Origin of the sequence: Hymenobacter ginkgonis, assembly GCF_009755225.1 — a bacterium.
Lineage (GTDB): Bacteria > Bacteroidota > Bacteroidia > Cytophagales > Hymenobacteraceae > Hymenobacter > Hymenobacter ginkgonis.
On record NZ_WQKZ01000009.1, the window covers coordinates 16,637 to 29,029 of the forward strand.

Genomic DNA, 12,393 nt, shown 5'->3' on the forward strand with positions numbered 1-12,393 from the left:
GGTCGCCTGCTAAGATTTTTTTTGGCGCGAATTGTCCCGCTATTGTTCCGGCAAGCTGCGGGCGACTTCCCACTGCTCCACCGGCCGAAACACCACGACTTTGCCCCGCAGCAGTTCTTGCTGCTGCTGGCAGAAAGCGAGTAGGCGCGTGCGCTCGTCGAGCAGTTCCACGCACAGGGCCAGCTGGCCCGCTTCTACTTCGAGGTGGCGGGCGCGCACGGCCCCGCCCAGCGCGTAGCCGTAGCCGCTGGTGTGGGTAGTAGCTTGTAAGATGCCGAAGGCGTGCGCCTTGTCGACCAGCGCGTGGGCTAGCGGGTCGGGAAAGAGGCGGCCGCGCAGGCCCGGCGCGGCGTGCTTGTCGGCCTGGGTGAGGTAGATGCGCAATTCGCCCAGCTCGCGCACGGCGGGCAACGGGGGTGGGGTAGGGGCCATTAGTCAATACTTAATAATGCGCGGCTTGTACTTCGGTCAGCGTGAGTAGCCCGCCGCTGCCGGCCTCGCTAAACAGGCGCTCGACTTCGGGCAGGAAGCGGGCGATGGCAGCCGGGCTGTCCACGAAGTCCAGCACCAGGGGCAGGTTTTCGGCCAGGGTCAGCAGCTTGGCCGATTCCACCTGGCCCTGCGCCCCGAAGCCCAGCACGCCCTTGGTGACGGTGGCCCCGGCCAGGCCCGCCTGCCGCGCCGCGTATACCAGCGCCTCGTAGAGCGGCTGGTGCTGGTGCTTGTCCTGCTCGCTCACGTAGAGGCGTAGCAGCTGCGCCGGTTGCAAAGTAGCCATGCGATAAAAGGGTTAAGAAGAGAAGTTTATAAAAAGCGCACCGCCACCACGCCCGCAAACGTGGCCCCCAGCCCCAGCAGCACGCTGCCGGCCACGTAGAGCGCCCCGTAGGCGTATTCGCCGTCGGTGAGCAGGGCGATGGTTTCGTAGGAGAAGGTCGAAAACGTGGTGAAGCCCCCGCAAAAGCCCGTGGTGAGCAACAGTCGCAGCTCGGGCGAGCCGATGGTGCCCCGCTCGGCCGCCGCGTAGAAGAAGCCGATGAGCAGGCAGCCCAGCACGTTGACCAACAGCGTGCCCAGCGGAAAAGGGTGCACGAAGTGCCGCGCCACCAGCAGCTGCAACAAATAGCGGCCCACGCTGCCCAGGGCCCCGCCCACGGCGATGATGGCTAGCAATCGAGACATAAGGTGCACGTGAGAAGTCAGCCCCGGCGGACTACTGGCGCCAGTAGCCCACCGAGGCGACCGCCGTCATTTATTGATTCTTAAAGGCCTTGATGCCCGCAAAGCGCCCCGCGCCGCCCAGCTCGCGCTCGATGCGCAGCAGCTGGTTGAACTTGGCGATGCGCTCGGAGCGCGAGCCGCTGCCGGTTTTGAGGTGGCCCGCGCCGGTGGCTACCGTCAGGTCGGCCACGAAGGTGTCCTCGGTTTCGCCCGAGCGGTGCGAGACGAACTGGTTGTAGCCGTTGGCCTGCGCCAGGCGCACGGTGGCGAGCGTTTCGGTGACGGTGCCGATTTGGTTGAGCTTGATGAGCACCGAGTTGGCGATGTGCTGGTCAATACCGGCTTGCAGGATGGCGGGGTTAGTGCAGAAAATATCGTCGCCCACCAGCTCGATTTTACTCCCTAGGGCCTGGGTGTGCAGCTGCCAGCCGGCCCAGTCGTCCTCGCCCATGCCGTCTTCGAGCAGGATGATGGGGTACTGGCTTACCCAGCTCACCCACAGGTCGTTGAACTGCGCGGAAGTGAAGGTTTGTTGGGTCGATTTGAACAAGCGGTACTGGCCCGGCTGGCCATCCTTGCCCTTCTCCCACAGCTCGCTCGACGCGGGGTCGAGGCAGAGCGAGATGTCGGTGCCCGGCCGGTAGCCAGCCTTCGTGATGGCTTCGAGCAGCAGCTCCACGGCCTCCTCGTTCGACTTCAGGTTGGGCGCGAAGCCGCCCTCGTCGCCTACCCCCGTGTAGTAGCCCTTCTGCTTAAGCAGGGCCTTGAGGGCGTGAAACGTCTCCACGCTCATGCGAATCGACTCGGCAAAGGTGGGCGCGTTGTGCGAGGCAATCATGAATTCCTGAAAATCCACGTTGTTATCGGCGTGGCGGCCGCCGTTGAGCACGTTCAGGCAGGGCACAGGCAGCACGTAGCTGGCCTGGTCGGCCAGCTGCCGGTAGAGCGGTTTTCCGTTAGCGGCGGCCAGGGCGCGGGCGTAGGCCATCGACACGGCCAGGATGGCGTTGGCCCCGAGGCGGCTCTTGTTGGGGGTACCGTCGAGGGCGATGAGGCGGTGGTCGAGGTCGGCCTGGTCGGTAAGGTCTTGGTTGAGAATAGCCTGGCTGATTTCACCCTGCACGTTGGCCACGGCCTTTTGCACGCCCAGGCCGCCGTAGCGCTGGGGGTCGCGGTCGCGCAGCTCCACGGCTTCTTTCTCGCCGGTGCTGGCCCCGGCGGGCACCAGGGCGCGGCCGGTGGCCCCGCCTTCAAGGGTAATGTCGGCTTCGACGGTGGGGTTACCGCGCGAGTCGAGCACTTCGAGGGCGGTTAGGGAGGTGATTTTCATAGGGGATTGAAAAAATGAAGTAGGATAAAATGGCCGGACCAACTTGGTCAGGGCTAGGCGGGGGGTGAATCGGGGGCGTTGGCTTGCGCCAGCAGCTGGTTGGCTAACTCGGTGAGGCGCAGCACACGGGCATCCCAGTCGGGAGCCAGGGCCGGGGGTAGGGCCCCATAGCTGCTGAACTTGGCGGCCGGCGCGTCGCCCAGGATTTCCCAGAGCTGGGCGGCGCGGAAGGCTACCTCGTGGCGGGGCGAGCGGGTCTGCGTGTCGAGGCGGTAGGCGGCGTGCAAGGCGGCCAGCTCGGCGTGAAACGCCTCGGCCGTGGCGGCCAGGGCGGCGCGGTCGGCCGCGGGCAAGTCGGCAGCCCAGCGCTGGGCAATGCCGGGCGCGGGCGGCCCCAGCACCGCCCGCAGGCTGGCCAGGCGGTCTTCGAGCAGGAGCATCAGCGAGCTGAGCACCCGCTGGTGCGTGGCCGAGAGCGGGAACCCGGCCGGCGGGGTGGGCAAAGGACTAGGCATCAGACAACTGGTGGGGAAGAAGCGGGGGAAAGTGGCACATAGCGCGCGATAATCCAGGTATAGAGCCAACTCACGCCGTAGGCCAGGGGCAGGCTCAGCAGCGCGGGCACCAGCACGTCGGAAGGGTAGTGCACACCCAGGTACACCCGGCTGTAGGCCACCAGCGCCGCCCAGGGGAATAGCACCCAGGCTAGCCCCGGCAGCCGGTGCCGGGCCGTGAAAAACAAGTAAAACGCCAGCGCAAACACATTGCCGGCGTGCGACGACACGAAGCCGTAGGGGCCGCCCCGGTAGCCGTGCAGCAGGTGCAGCTGCCCCACCAGACCGGGCTCGTGGCTGGGCCGCAGCCGGTGCGCCCAGGGCTTGAGCAGCCCGGATGCCAGCTGGTCGCTGGCCAGAATTAGCACCGCAATCAGCGGCACCAGCACCCAGGCCCGCCGGCCGAAGCTGCCCACCAGCACGGCCAGCAGCGCGGCGTAGAACGGCACCCAGGTAAACGTCTGGCTCGCCCACCACAGCAGGCCGTCCCAAAAGGGCGCGTGGTGGCCATTAACCAGCAGTAGCAGGCGCGTGTCTAGGGTTTGCAGCTGGTCGAGCATGGCGAGGAAAAGGAGGGTGGTGAAGAAAAAGGCCGCGGCCTGCCCTAGGGCCGCCGGTCGGCCGGCTGGTGCAGCGCCCCCAGGCGGCGGCCCCGGTGGCGGCCCAACAGCGGGTGCTTAGGCTGGCCCACCTGCTGAGAGGAGTAGATGCCGCTGTGGCCCGAAAACAGGTAGGCCACCACGCAGCTCAGCCCCAGGTAGATGCCCGCGTGGGTACCAAATAGCTCCAGGCCCATGAACAGGCAGGCCAGTGGCGTATTGGCCGCACCCGCAAACACGCCCACGAAACCCATCGCCGCCAGCAGCGCCACCGGCAGCGGCAGCACTACGGCCAGCGCCGAGCCCAGCGCCGCCCCGATGAAAAACAGCGGCGTGACCTCCCCGCCCTTGAAGCCCGCCCCCAGCGTGAGGGCCGTCAGGGCCAGCTTCCAGGCAAAATCCTGGGGCGGCAGCGGGTGCTGAAATGCCTCCACGATGACCGGCACGCCCAGGCCAGCGTAGCGCATGGTGCCCAGCGCCCACATGATGCCCGCTACCAGCACGCCGCCCACCACCGGCCGCAGCGGCGCGTAGGCGATGCGGGCAAACTGCTTACTTATCCAGTGGGTGAGGGTAGCGAAGCTGCGGGCCGTGAGGCCAAACAAGGCCCCCACCAGCAGGGTGCAGCCCAGCCCTGGGGCCGTGAGCGGCAGGGCCGCTAGCGCGGGGTAGGCGGTGTGGCCCACGCCCCAGGCCCGCGTGACGGCATCGGCCACCATAGCGGCCAAAAAGCTGGGCAAAATGGCCTCGTAGCGCATCGAGCCGAGCAGAAACACCTCCAGCCCGAACACGGCCCCGGCTAGCGGCGTGCCAAACACGGAGGCGAAGCCCGCGCTCATGCCCGCGATGAGTAGCAGCTGCCGCTCGCGCCGGGGCAGCCAGCGCGAAAGCTGGTCGGCCAGCGCCCCGCCCATCTGCACGGCCGTGCCCTCGCGGCCCGCCGAGCCGCCAAACAGGTGCGTGAGCAGCGTGCCGCCCAGCACCAGCGGCACCAGCCGCAGCGGAATTACTTCGCTCGGGGCGTGGATTTCGTCCAAAATCAAGTTGTTGCCCTTCACCACCCGGTTGCCAAAGCGGTGGTAGGCCAGCCCCACCAGCAGGCCGCCCACCGGCAGCAGCGCCAGGGCCCAGGGGTGGGTTTCGCGCCAGCGCGTCACCCATTCCAAACTCACTAAGAAGCCGGCCGAGGCAGTGCCGGCCAGCGCGCCGACCAAGCTGGAGAGCAGCAGCCAGCGCCCCACAAACCAAGCCGTGGGGGTAGGCGAGAGGGCCCGTAAACGGGCGGGTACTAAGCGGGAGTAAAGGGGGTGATAAGCCACGGGAGCGAACGCTAAGATGAACTACTCGGCGTAGCCACCAGGGCCAGCCGTCTCGTAGGAATCATCAGCGCAGCGCACCAGGCGCCGGCGGTTCGCGGTGGAAATCCATCACCGTACTGCGCCCTTATACGAGGCGACGACGGGCGGGTTGTGATAATTGGGCAGCCTGCCGGCTATTATTGCTAAAAACCTGTGGCGGGCCCGGCCGTTAAGGAGGCTTCTTTGCCTGCTGCCATGACCAGTTTCCCTTTCTTGTCTGCGGCCCGGCGGTGGCGTGCGGCGGCCGGGGCCGGCTTTGCCCTGCTGGCCTGGCTGAGCGGCTGCGTGGTAGCGCAGGTAGGCGCTTCGCGGGCGCTGGACGCGCCGGCGGCTGCCGTGGCGTGTGCCCCCGCCGAGCTGCCTTACGCGCTCCCCGGCCCGGTGCTGACGGCCCCGCAGCTAGCGGCCGATACCCTGCTGCGCCGCCACTTCACGGCCCCCACGCTGGCCGCTGCCAACCGCTACGGCCTGGCGCCGGCCCTGCATCAGCTGGTGGCGGCCCCACTTGGCTCGCTGGCCCGCCTGAGCGCCCGGCAGCGCGTGGGCGAGCAGCTGGCGGCCCTGGCCCTGCTGGTGGGCAGCACCACCGCCGAGCTGGACTGCGAGGAGGAGCGCGCCGACCAGGTGGCCGATTACCTGCTCGACCAGGCCGCTCGCCGCATCCGGCGCTACACGCTGCTGGCCATCGTGCTCGGGGCCCTGGGCACGGTCGTCACCGGCGGGCTGGCGCTGCTGGAAGTGCGCAAATCAATTTACCGCCCGGTTGGCATCGCGTTTGGCCTGGCCGGGGCGGCGCTGGGGTTGCTCAGTCTCTACGCCCCCGATGCGCGCATTTCCTACGCGCACCGCCGCAACGCGCTGGCCAACATTGGCTTAGTGGACCTAGGGCCGGTGACTACGCAGCCGCGCACCCTGGCCGCGCCGGTGTGGGCCTACCTCACGGCCCCCGCTGGCGCGACGGGCGCGCTTTCGCGGCGCGAAGCCCTGCTGCACCGCTGGCAAACCACCGGCGAGCTAGGGGCTAGAAGTTCCGCTGACCGGCAGCGCCTGCTGCACCTGCTCTTCGGCCGCGGCGGCACCTACGCGGCCAGCGAGCTGCAAATGCGGGCCAACTTCTACGACCAGCTCGAATCCAGCGTGGCGCTGCTAAAGCAGGAGCTAACCCAGCTGGCCGCGCAGGTGGCGGCGCTGCCGTAGCCCTATTCCGTTAGCAAATAATGGTTTACCCGCTCCAGGTTGTCATTGAGCTGGTACACCATCGGCACGCCGGTTACGATGTCGAGCTGGGTCACCTGCTCGTCGGTGAGCTTGTCGATGTACTGCACTAGGGCCCGCAGGCTGTTACCGTGGGCGCAGACGATAACTTTTTGCCGCTGGCGCAGGGCGGGCATTACCGTCTCGGTCCAGAAGGGCAGGACGCGGGCCAGCGTTTCGCTCAGGTTCTCGGTCAGGGGCAGCTCGCGGTCGGTGAGGTGCTGGTAGCGCGGGTCGTGGCCGGGGTAGCGCGGGTCGGCGGGCGTGATGGCAGGCGGGTGCGCGTAGGGGTCGCGCCGCCACAGCAGTACCTGCCCGGCCCCGTACTGGGCTTCGGCGGCGGCCTTGTTCTGGCCCTGCAGCGCCCCGTAGAAGCGCTCATTGAGCCGCCAGGTCTTCTGCACCGGAATCCAGAGCAGGTCCAGCTCTTCCAGCACGATGTCCATCGTTTTGATGGTGCGCTTGAGGTAGGAAGTGTAGCCCACGTCGAAGCGGAAACCGTGCTTGTGCAGCAGCTGGCCGGCGCGGTGGGCCTCGGCCACGCCCTGGGGCGTGAGGTCCACGTCGGTCCAGCCGGTGAAGACGTTGGCCAAATTGGTGGTGCTCTCGCCGTGGCGAAGCAAAACGATGTCGGGCATGGGGTAGGGAAAAGTAGTAGGGTTGTTAGTGACTGATAGCCAGCAGCCCCAGCATACCCAGCGCATATAGCGCGAGCACTGCCAGCGAGTCGAGGCCCATGCGGGCCACCTGCCGCTGCGGCCGGAAAACCAGCCCATAGACGTACACGCAGGTGAGCAGCATGCCCAGGCCTGTGAGGTAGAGGTCAGCCTTGCCGGCGTGGGGCAGCGCGGCCTGGCCCGAGAGCGCGCTGGCCACCACAAACAGCACCGGCAAAAAGGCGTTGCCCCCAAAAATATCGCTGACGGCCAGCTCATACGCGCCCGCTTTCATCGAGGCCAGGCCAGTCGATACCTCGGGCAGCGAGGTAGCCGCCGCCAGCACCGTGGCCCCAAACAGCAGGCCGCTCAAACCCCAGTGGGTGGCCAAGGCGTCGCCGCTGCGCTCCAGCACCACGCCGGCCACCAGTGTCACCACGGCCGAAGCCAGGAATACGAGCCCCGTGCGCCCGGTGCTGGCCGGGGGCTGTGGTTGGGCCGGGGCCGGGGGCTTAGGCGGCGGGCTGCCAGTTGGGGCCGCGTCGTGCGCCTGCCAGGGCAAGCCTTTTTGCGCTTTCCCAATCAGCCACAGGCCCACCACCCAGAGCCCTAGGATGAGCAGGCCCGCCGGGGTCGCGCGGGCCACGATAACGGCGGCCGGCAGTTGGCTGCCCACCAGCACGGCCGCCAGCACGGCCAGCACCAGCACGCCTTCCAGCGCCAGCGCCAGCGAGGCGGCCCGGTAAGTGAGGGCCGCTTTTTTGCCCAGGCCAAATACGTCGAGCACCACCAGCACCAGCGTCTGCATCGCAATGCCGCCCAGGATGTTGCCGATGGCCAGCTCCAGGTGCTGGCTCAGGGCGGCGCTGACCGTGATGGCCAGCTCGGGCAGGTTGGTGACCACGGCTAGCAGCAGCAGGCCGCCCAGCGCCTGGCCCAGCCCGAAGCGCTTGGCCAGCACCGAGGTGGCATTGGCCAGGTAAATGCCGGCCACCCAGACGGCCGCCCCGGCCGCCGCAAAGGCCAGCAGCAACAGGGGAATAGATAAGTGTGCGAACATGCGGGAGCAGGTAAAGTAGGAGGCCCATACGGCCCGCCCGCCCTTTTTGCCGGAAAATCCGCGCTACGGCCCCGACCTTCGCGCCCATGTCCGATTTTCGCTTGCGCGTATTCGCCGCCGTGGCGCGGCACCTGAGCTTTACCAAGGCCGGCCAGGAGCTGTTCGTGAGTCAGCCAGCCGTCACCAAGCACATTCGGGAGCTGGAGGCCCAGTACGGCCAGCGCCTGCTGGAGCGGCGCGGCAACCGCGTAAGCCTCACCGAGGCCGGCCGCCTGCTGCACGCCCACGCCGAGGCCGTGGCCGCCTCGGCCCAACAGCTCGACGAGCAGCTGGCCGGCTTGCGCGACCCCGAAGAAGCCGCCGGCCGCCTGCGCCTGGGGGCCAGCACCACCCTGAGCCAGTACGTGCTGCCGGGCTGGCTACCGGCCTTTCAGGCCCGCTACCCGCAGGTGCAGCTTACCTTACTTAATGCTAATTCCGAGCGCATTGCCGACGCGCTACTGCGCGGCGAGCTGGATTTGGGCTTCGTGGAGGGCCGCACCAAAAGCCGCGACCTGCACTACGAGCTGCTGCTGCCCGACGAGCTGGTGGCCGTGCGCCGGGCCACGCCCGCCGGGCCGCCCGCCAAAGCCCTGCCCCTGGCCGAAGCCCTGGCGAGCCCGCTGGTGCTGCGCGAGCGCGGCTCGGGCACGCTGGAAGTGCTGGAAATGGCCCTGCGCGAGCGCAAAATCAAGCTCTCCGACCTGACAGTAGCTATTTACCTAGACAGTACGGAGGCCATCAAAAGCTACCTCGAAGCCGCCCCGGCGGCCCTGGGCTTCGTGTCGCGGCAGGCGCTGACGCGCGAGCTAGCGGCGGGCCTGCTCGAAGTGGTGCCCATTGCCGGGCTGGCGCTGCCCCGGCAGTTTGAGGCGGTATGGGTGCAGGGCCAGCCGCTGCCCCGCCCGGCCCAGCGGTTCTGGCTCTTTGCGCAGGCCCAGGGTAGCGTTTCCATAACCAAAGGGAATAAGCGATAACTAATCAACTGAACGCCGGGCGAACAACCGGCGTAGGTGGAAGGGTTACGTAGCAGCTACTTATCAGCGGCAAAGCCCGCTATTTCCCCTTTCACCATGCAAAACCACCCTGCCCCCGACGCCGAACAGCCCACGCCGGAAACCGCCCAGCCTGCCGCCGACAGTGCCCACGCCGGCACCCCGCACTACGGTACCTTTGGCGACCCGGCCACCGTGCCCGCTACCCCGGAGCACCACCCTAACCGCCAATACGTGGGCGGCTACATGGACCCCGAAGGCACCCACGGCGGCTGCGAAACCGGCCCCTACGACCCTGCCCAGCAGCGCGGCCACGCCGACCAGAACCGGGCTACCGACGCCGTGCTAGCCGCCCAGGGCAAGGACGAAGATGTGGAGCGCGCCGCCTTTGCCGAGGACGACCCGCGCTATGCGGGCGGCGACAAATTCGACTTACAGGACGAGCAGACGGGCTTTTAGGACAAGCCTATGCTACGCCTAGACACTAGCCGTCCCCCGTTTCCCGTCTGCCTACGCGCAGAACCGGAGGCGGGTGACGACTGGTTTCTGGGCGCTGAGCTGTCAAGAGGCTGCTCAAAATGGTTATTCGCAATAACTATTTTGAATAACCTGACCACGTAGTTCGTCCGCTACTTTTGAGTTCGTCAGCCCCTGTCAGTGCCCGCTGGGCGATTCGGCGGCGCGGCTACAACGTGGCTACTCACTTCTTCCAATCACCTCTTTTTCTCTTTTCACGCATGAGCCAGCACCCCGAAAACCCCGCTACCCCCGCCGACGAAGCCCACGCCGGCACGCCCCATTACGGCGACTTCGGCCACCCCGCCGACCCCCACGCGCCCCGCACCTACCGCGAAACCAGCTACGACGGCTCCAACGATAACCCCGACGAGTTCAGCGCGTTTCGCGGCAAGCACGCCGCCAATACGGAGCACTACTGCATGAGCGATGCCCAGGCCGACCCCGCCCAGCAGGTTGGCCACGTGGAGCAAAACCAGGACACTGCCGCTATCATCGCCGCCCACGGGGCCGACGACGACGTGGAGCGCGCCGCCTACGCCCTCGACGACCCCCGCTACGCCGGTGGCGACGTGTATGACCTGAAAAACGAGCAAACCAGCCTGTAAGTCCGGCTGGCCGCGTGCCCCAGGCCCCTGCCCGGTTGCCGCTGGTTTGGCCAGCTGGCAGCCGGGCAGGCGGCATTTAGGGGCCGGGGGCAAGCGGCTGGCAGGCGCCTATCCATAATTTTTGGTTATGCTGAATAAGTATTTGGAATACACAAGGTGCGGGGTAGTCAGGTAATTTTGACGCACAATCAGCGCCGGCCGCCTGGTACTAGCGGGCTGGCTGGCAGTTGATTGGCCGGGCGGAACAGGCCGCCCGGCTACTTTTTACCACCCGCCCCGATGTCATCCGATTCCTTAGTGCTGCGCCTGGGAGCCAGCGCCACGCTGAGCGGCTACGTGCTGCCCGTTTTGCTGGCCAGCCTGCAACGGCAGCTGCCCGGCCTACAGGTGCAGCTGCGTCACCTGCCCACCGGCCAGGTGGCCGACTGCCTGCGCCGGGGCGAGCTGGATTTGGGCTTCGTGGAAGGCCTGGAGCGCTGCCCCCGCCTGCGCTACGAGCACCTGCTGCACGACGAGCTGGTGGCCGTGCGCCAGGCTACCCCGGGCGGCCCCCCGCCGCGCCCGTTGCCGCTGGCCCAGGTGCTGGCCGGGCCGCTGGCGCTGCGCGAGCCGGGGTCGGGTACGCTGGCCTGCATCGAGCAGCACTTGCGGCAGGCGCACGGCGTGGAGCTGGCCGCGCTGCCGCAGGTGCGCTACCTGCCGCAGCTGGCGGCCATCAAGGAGCGCCTGCTGGCCGCGCCGGGTACCATCGGGCTGCTGCCGCGCCGGGCGGTGGCCCGCGAGCTGCTGGCCGGCGCACTGGAAGAAGTATGGGTGCTGGGGCTGCGCCTGACGCGCCCGCTGGTGAGCGTGCGCCGCCCCGACCAGCCGCTGCCCCCGGCCGCTGCGCGGCTGCTTACCCTGTGCCGGGAGCGCTATGGCTTCCTGTTATAACCAGTAGTTATTCAACATAACATTTTGAGATAAACTAGCAAGGGGTAAGCGCCGTAAATTTGCTCCAGATAACAAGCACTTCCCCATGAGCCACCTCACCACTCCCGCGCCCCCCACGCCGCAGCCCGAGCACAGCGCCGAGCCGATGCTCTTCGCCTCGCCGGCCGAGCAGGACCACGCCGCCGCTACCCTTGATGAAGGGGTAAATACCACCGGCATCTTCCGCCACCTGCACACGCCCCGCGTGGCCTTCGGCCAGGATTTCACCTTGCGGCAGGTGGTGTTCGGGCTGTTTCTGGTGTTTTGCCTCACGCCCTGGGCCTCGCCGCCCATCGCCCTGGCCCTCGGGCTGGTGCTGGCCCAAACGGTGGGTAACCCCTTCACCACGCACACCAAAGCCTTTACGCATAAGCTGCTGCAATTCTCGGTTATTGGCCTAGGCTTCGGCATGAACGCCCACGCCGCCGTGCAGGCCGGCAAGGAAGGCATTCTGTTCACGGTCGTCTCCATCTTCGGCACGCTGTTTTTGGGCTACTTCGTGGGCAAGTGGCTGGGTCTGGGCAAGCACGTGGTGCACCTGATTTCGTGCGGCACGGCTATCTGCGGCGGCTCGGCCATCGCGGCCATCGGGCCGGTGCTGCGGGCCAAAGACGAGGAGATGTCGGTGGGTCTGGGCACGGTGTTCGTGCTGAACGCTATCGCGTTGTTCGCCTTCCCGCCCATCGGCCACGCCCTGCACATGAGCCAGAACCAGTTCGGATTGTGGTGTGCCATCGCCATCCACGACACCAGTTCGGTAGTAGGCGCGGCGGCGGCCTACGGCAACCAGGCGCTCGAAGTAGCCACCACCGTGAAGCTGGCGCGGGCGCTCTGGATTATCCCGGTGGCCATCGGTACGGCCATGATTTTCAAGCAGAAGGGTGTTAAAATCAAGATTCCCTACTTCATCTTCGGCTTCATCCTGGCCATGCTGGTCAACACCTTCGTGCCCGCCGCCAAGCCCCTGGGGCCGGTGATGGTGAACCTGGCCAAAATCGGCCTCACGGTCACGCTGTTCTTCATCGGCGCGGGGCTGTCGGCTAAGGTCGTAAAGTCGGTAGGCATCAAGCCCTACGTGCTGGGCGTGCTGCTGTGGGTAGTGATTTCGACCGCCTCGCTCTACGTCATTCTGCACGCCGTCTAGGCTGGTGCGCCGGGCCGGTGGCAAATGCTGCCGGCTCGGCCAATACGGGTGCCAGCCCGCTGATAAACAGGCTCTTTTAGCAATCCT

At 67.1% G+C, this 12,393-nt stretch carries 15 protein-coding genes and 1 riboswitch; of the genes, 6 read left to right on the forward strand and 9 right to left on the reverse strand.

Annotated features, from left to right (window positions below; genetic code table 11):
• Positions 1-39: 39 nt before the first annotated feature.
• The 7 genes from GO988_RS22120 to GO988_RS22150 form a co-directional block, all read right to left on the reverse strand.
• The gene (locus GO988_RS22120) at positions 40-432 is read right to left on the reverse strand and encodes a DUF190 domain-containing protein (protein ID WP_144853233.1); all 393 of its coding nucleotides are present in this window, start codon (positions 430-432) and stop codon (positions 40-42) included.
• Positions 433-442: 10 nt separating this feature from the next.
• On the reverse strand, positions 443-778 hold the full coding sequence (locus tag GO988_RS22125; protein ID WP_157569748.1) for a DUF190 domain-containing protein: 336 nt from the start codon (positions 776-778) through the stop codon (positions 443-445).
• Positions 779-804: 26 nt separating this feature from the next.
• Positions 805-1,182, reverse strand: coding sequence for a fluoride efflux transporter CrcB (crcB, locus tag GO988_RS22130; RefSeq protein ID WP_144853228.1), 378 nt, complete (start codon positions 1,180-1,182; stop codon positions 805-807).
• Between the two features lie 70 nt (positions 1,183-1,252).
• Positions 1,253-2,551 carry a phosphopyruvate hydratase gene (eno, locus tag GO988_RS22135; protein ID WP_157569749.1) on the reverse strand — a complete coding sequence of 433 codons (1,299 nt, stop codon included), beginning with the start codon at positions 2,549-2,551 and terminating at the stop codon, positions 1,253-1,255.
• 53 nt (positions 2,552-2,604) lie between these two features.
• The gene (locus GO988_RS22140; RefSeq protein ID WP_157569750.1) at positions 2,605-3,066 is read right to left on the reverse strand and encodes a hypothetical protein; all 462 of its coding nucleotides are present in this window, start codon (positions 3,064-3,066) and stop codon (positions 2,605-2,607) included.
• Entirely contained in the window at positions 3,066-3,665 is a 600-nt protein-coding gene (locus tag GO988_RS22145) for a phosphatase PAP2 family protein (protein WP_157569751.1), read from the reverse strand. Before GO988_RS22145 ends, GO988_RS22140 begins: the two co-directional genes overlap by 1 nt.
• Before the next feature lie 44 nt (positions 3,666-3,709).
• Complete coding sequence (locus GO988_RS22150) at positions 3,710-5,023, reverse strand: voltage-gated chloride channel family protein (protein ID WP_233636204.1); 1,314 nt, start codon at positions 5,021-5,023, stop codon at positions 3,710-3,712.
• 48 nt (positions 5,024-5,071) lie between these two features.
• Positions 5,072-5,145, reverse strand: a riboswitch (Fluoride riboswitch).
• A gap of 112 nt (positions 5,146-5,257) precedes the next feature.
• On the opposite strand from GO988_RS22150, the gene GO988_RS22155 reads away from it, so the two are divergent.
• Complete coding sequence (locus GO988_RS22155; RefSeq protein ID WP_144853220.1) at positions 5,258-6,259, forward strand: hypothetical protein; 1,002 nt, start codon at positions 5,258-5,260, stop codon at positions 6,257-6,259.
• Between the two features lie 2 nt (positions 6,260-6,261).
• On the opposite strand, the gene gpmA is transcribed toward GO988_RS22155, so the two are convergent.
• Together gpmA and GO988_RS22165 are read right to left on the reverse strand one after the other, a co-directional pair.
• Positions 6,262-6,954 (reverse strand): 2,3-diphosphoglycerate-dependent phosphoglycerate mutase, encoded by a 693-nt coding sequence (gene gpmA, locus GO988_RS22160; RefSeq protein ID WP_144853218.1) that lies wholly within the window; start codon positions 6,952-6,954, stop codon positions 6,262-6,264.
• 25 nt (positions 6,955-6,979) lie between these two features.
• A complete protein-coding gene (locus GO988_RS22165; RefSeq protein ID WP_144853216.1) occupies positions 6,980-8,032 on the reverse strand; it encodes a sodium:calcium antiporter in 1,053 nt (350 codons plus the stop codon).
• 86 nt (positions 8,033-8,118) lie between these two features.
• Here GO988_RS22165 and GO988_RS22170 point away from each other — a divergent pair, with 86 nt between their 5' ends.
• From GO988_RS22170 to GO988_RS22190, 5 genes are all read left to right on the forward strand, one after another.
• Positions 8,119-9,048, forward strand: a complete 930-nt coding sequence (locus GO988_RS22170; RefSeq protein WP_144853214.1) for a LysR substrate-binding domain-containing protein — start codon at positions 8,119-8,121, stop codon at positions 9,046-9,048.
• A 96-nt stretch (positions 9,049-9,144) separates the two neighbouring features.
• On the forward strand, positions 9,145-9,525 hold the full coding sequence (locus tag GO988_RS22175; protein WP_157569752.1) for a hypothetical protein: 381 nt from the start codon (positions 9,145-9,147) through the stop codon (positions 9,523-9,525).
• 278 nt (positions 9,526-9,803) lie between these two features.
• Positions 9,804-10,190: a hypothetical protein gene (locus GO988_RS22180; RefSeq protein WP_157569753.1), complete on the forward strand. Its 387-nt coding sequence runs from the start codon at positions 9,804-9,806 to the stop codon at positions 10,188-10,190.
• 279 nt (positions 10,191-10,469) lie between these two features.
• Complete coding sequence (locus tag GO988_RS22185; protein WP_157569754.1) at positions 10,470-11,123, forward strand: LysR substrate-binding domain-containing protein; 654 nt, start codon at positions 10,470-10,472, stop codon at positions 11,121-11,123.
• 85 nt (positions 11,124-11,208) lie between these two features.
• Positions 11,209-12,306, forward strand: a complete 1,098-nt coding sequence (locus GO988_RS22190; protein ID WP_232341662.1) for a YeiH family protein — start codon at positions 11,209-11,211, stop codon at positions 12,304-12,306.
• Positions 12,307-12,393: the final 87 nt, after the last annotated feature.

What these genes read in the sequence shown, in the direction of transcription:
- gpmA (WP_144853218.1), bottom strand. Translation starts at nt 6,954, where the DNA reads ATGCCCGACATCGTTTTGCTTCGCCACGGCGAGAGCACCACCAATTTG.
- GO988_RS22170 (WP_144853214.1), top strand. Translation starts at nt 8,119, where the DNA reads ATGTCCGATTTTCGCTTGCGCGTATTCGCCGCCGTGGCGCGGCACCTG.
- GO988_RS22145 (WP_157569751.1), bottom strand. Translation starts at nt 3,665, where the DNA reads ATGCTCGACCAGCTGCAAACCCTAGACACGCGCCTGCTACTGCTGGTT.
- crcB (WP_144853228.1), bottom strand. Translation starts at nt 1,182, where the DNA reads ATGTCTCGATTGCTAGCCATCATCGCCGTGGGCGGGGCCCTGGGCAGC.
- GO988_RS22120 (WP_144853233.1), bottom strand. Translation starts at nt 432, where the DNA reads ATGGCCCCTACCCCACCCCCGTTGCCCGCCGTGCGCGAGCTGGGCGAA.
- GO988_RS22185 (WP_157569754.1), top strand. Translation starts at nt 10,470, where the DNA reads ATGTCATCCGATTCCTTAGTGCTGCGCCTGGGAGCCAGCGCCACGCTG.
- GO988_RS22155 (WP_144853220.1), top strand. Translation starts at nt 5,258, where the DNA reads ATGACCAGTTTCCCTTTCTTGTCTGCGGCCCGGCGGTGGCGTGCGGCG.
- GO988_RS22190 (WP_232341662.1), top strand. Translation starts at nt 11,209, where the DNA reads ATGAGCCACCTCACCACTCCCGCGCCCCCCACGCCGCAGCCCGAGCAC.
- GO988_RS22140 (WP_157569750.1), bottom strand. Translation starts at nt 3,066, where the DNA reads ATGCCTAGTCCTTTGCCCACCCCGCCGGCCGGGTTCCCGCTCTCGGCC.
- GO988_RS22165 (WP_144853216.1), bottom strand. Translation starts at nt 8,032, where the DNA reads ATGTTCGCACACTTATCTATTCCCCTGTTGCTGCTGGCCTTTGCGGCG.
- GO988_RS22175 (WP_157569752.1), top strand. Translation starts at nt 9,145, where the DNA reads ATGCAAAACCACCCTGCCCCCGACGCCGAACAGCCCACGCCGGAAACC.
- eno (WP_157569749.1), bottom strand. Translation starts at nt 2,551, where the DNA reads ATGAAAATCACCTCCCTAACCGCCCTCGAAGTGCTCGACTCGCGCGGT.
- GO988_RS22125 (WP_157569748.1), bottom strand. Translation starts at nt 778, where the DNA reads ATGGCTACTTTGCAACCGGCGCAGCTGCTACGCCTCTACGTGAGCGAG.
- GO988_RS22180 (WP_157569753.1), top strand. Translation starts at nt 9,804, where the DNA reads ATGAGCCAGCACCCCGAAAACCCCGCTACCCCCGCCGACGAAGCCCAC.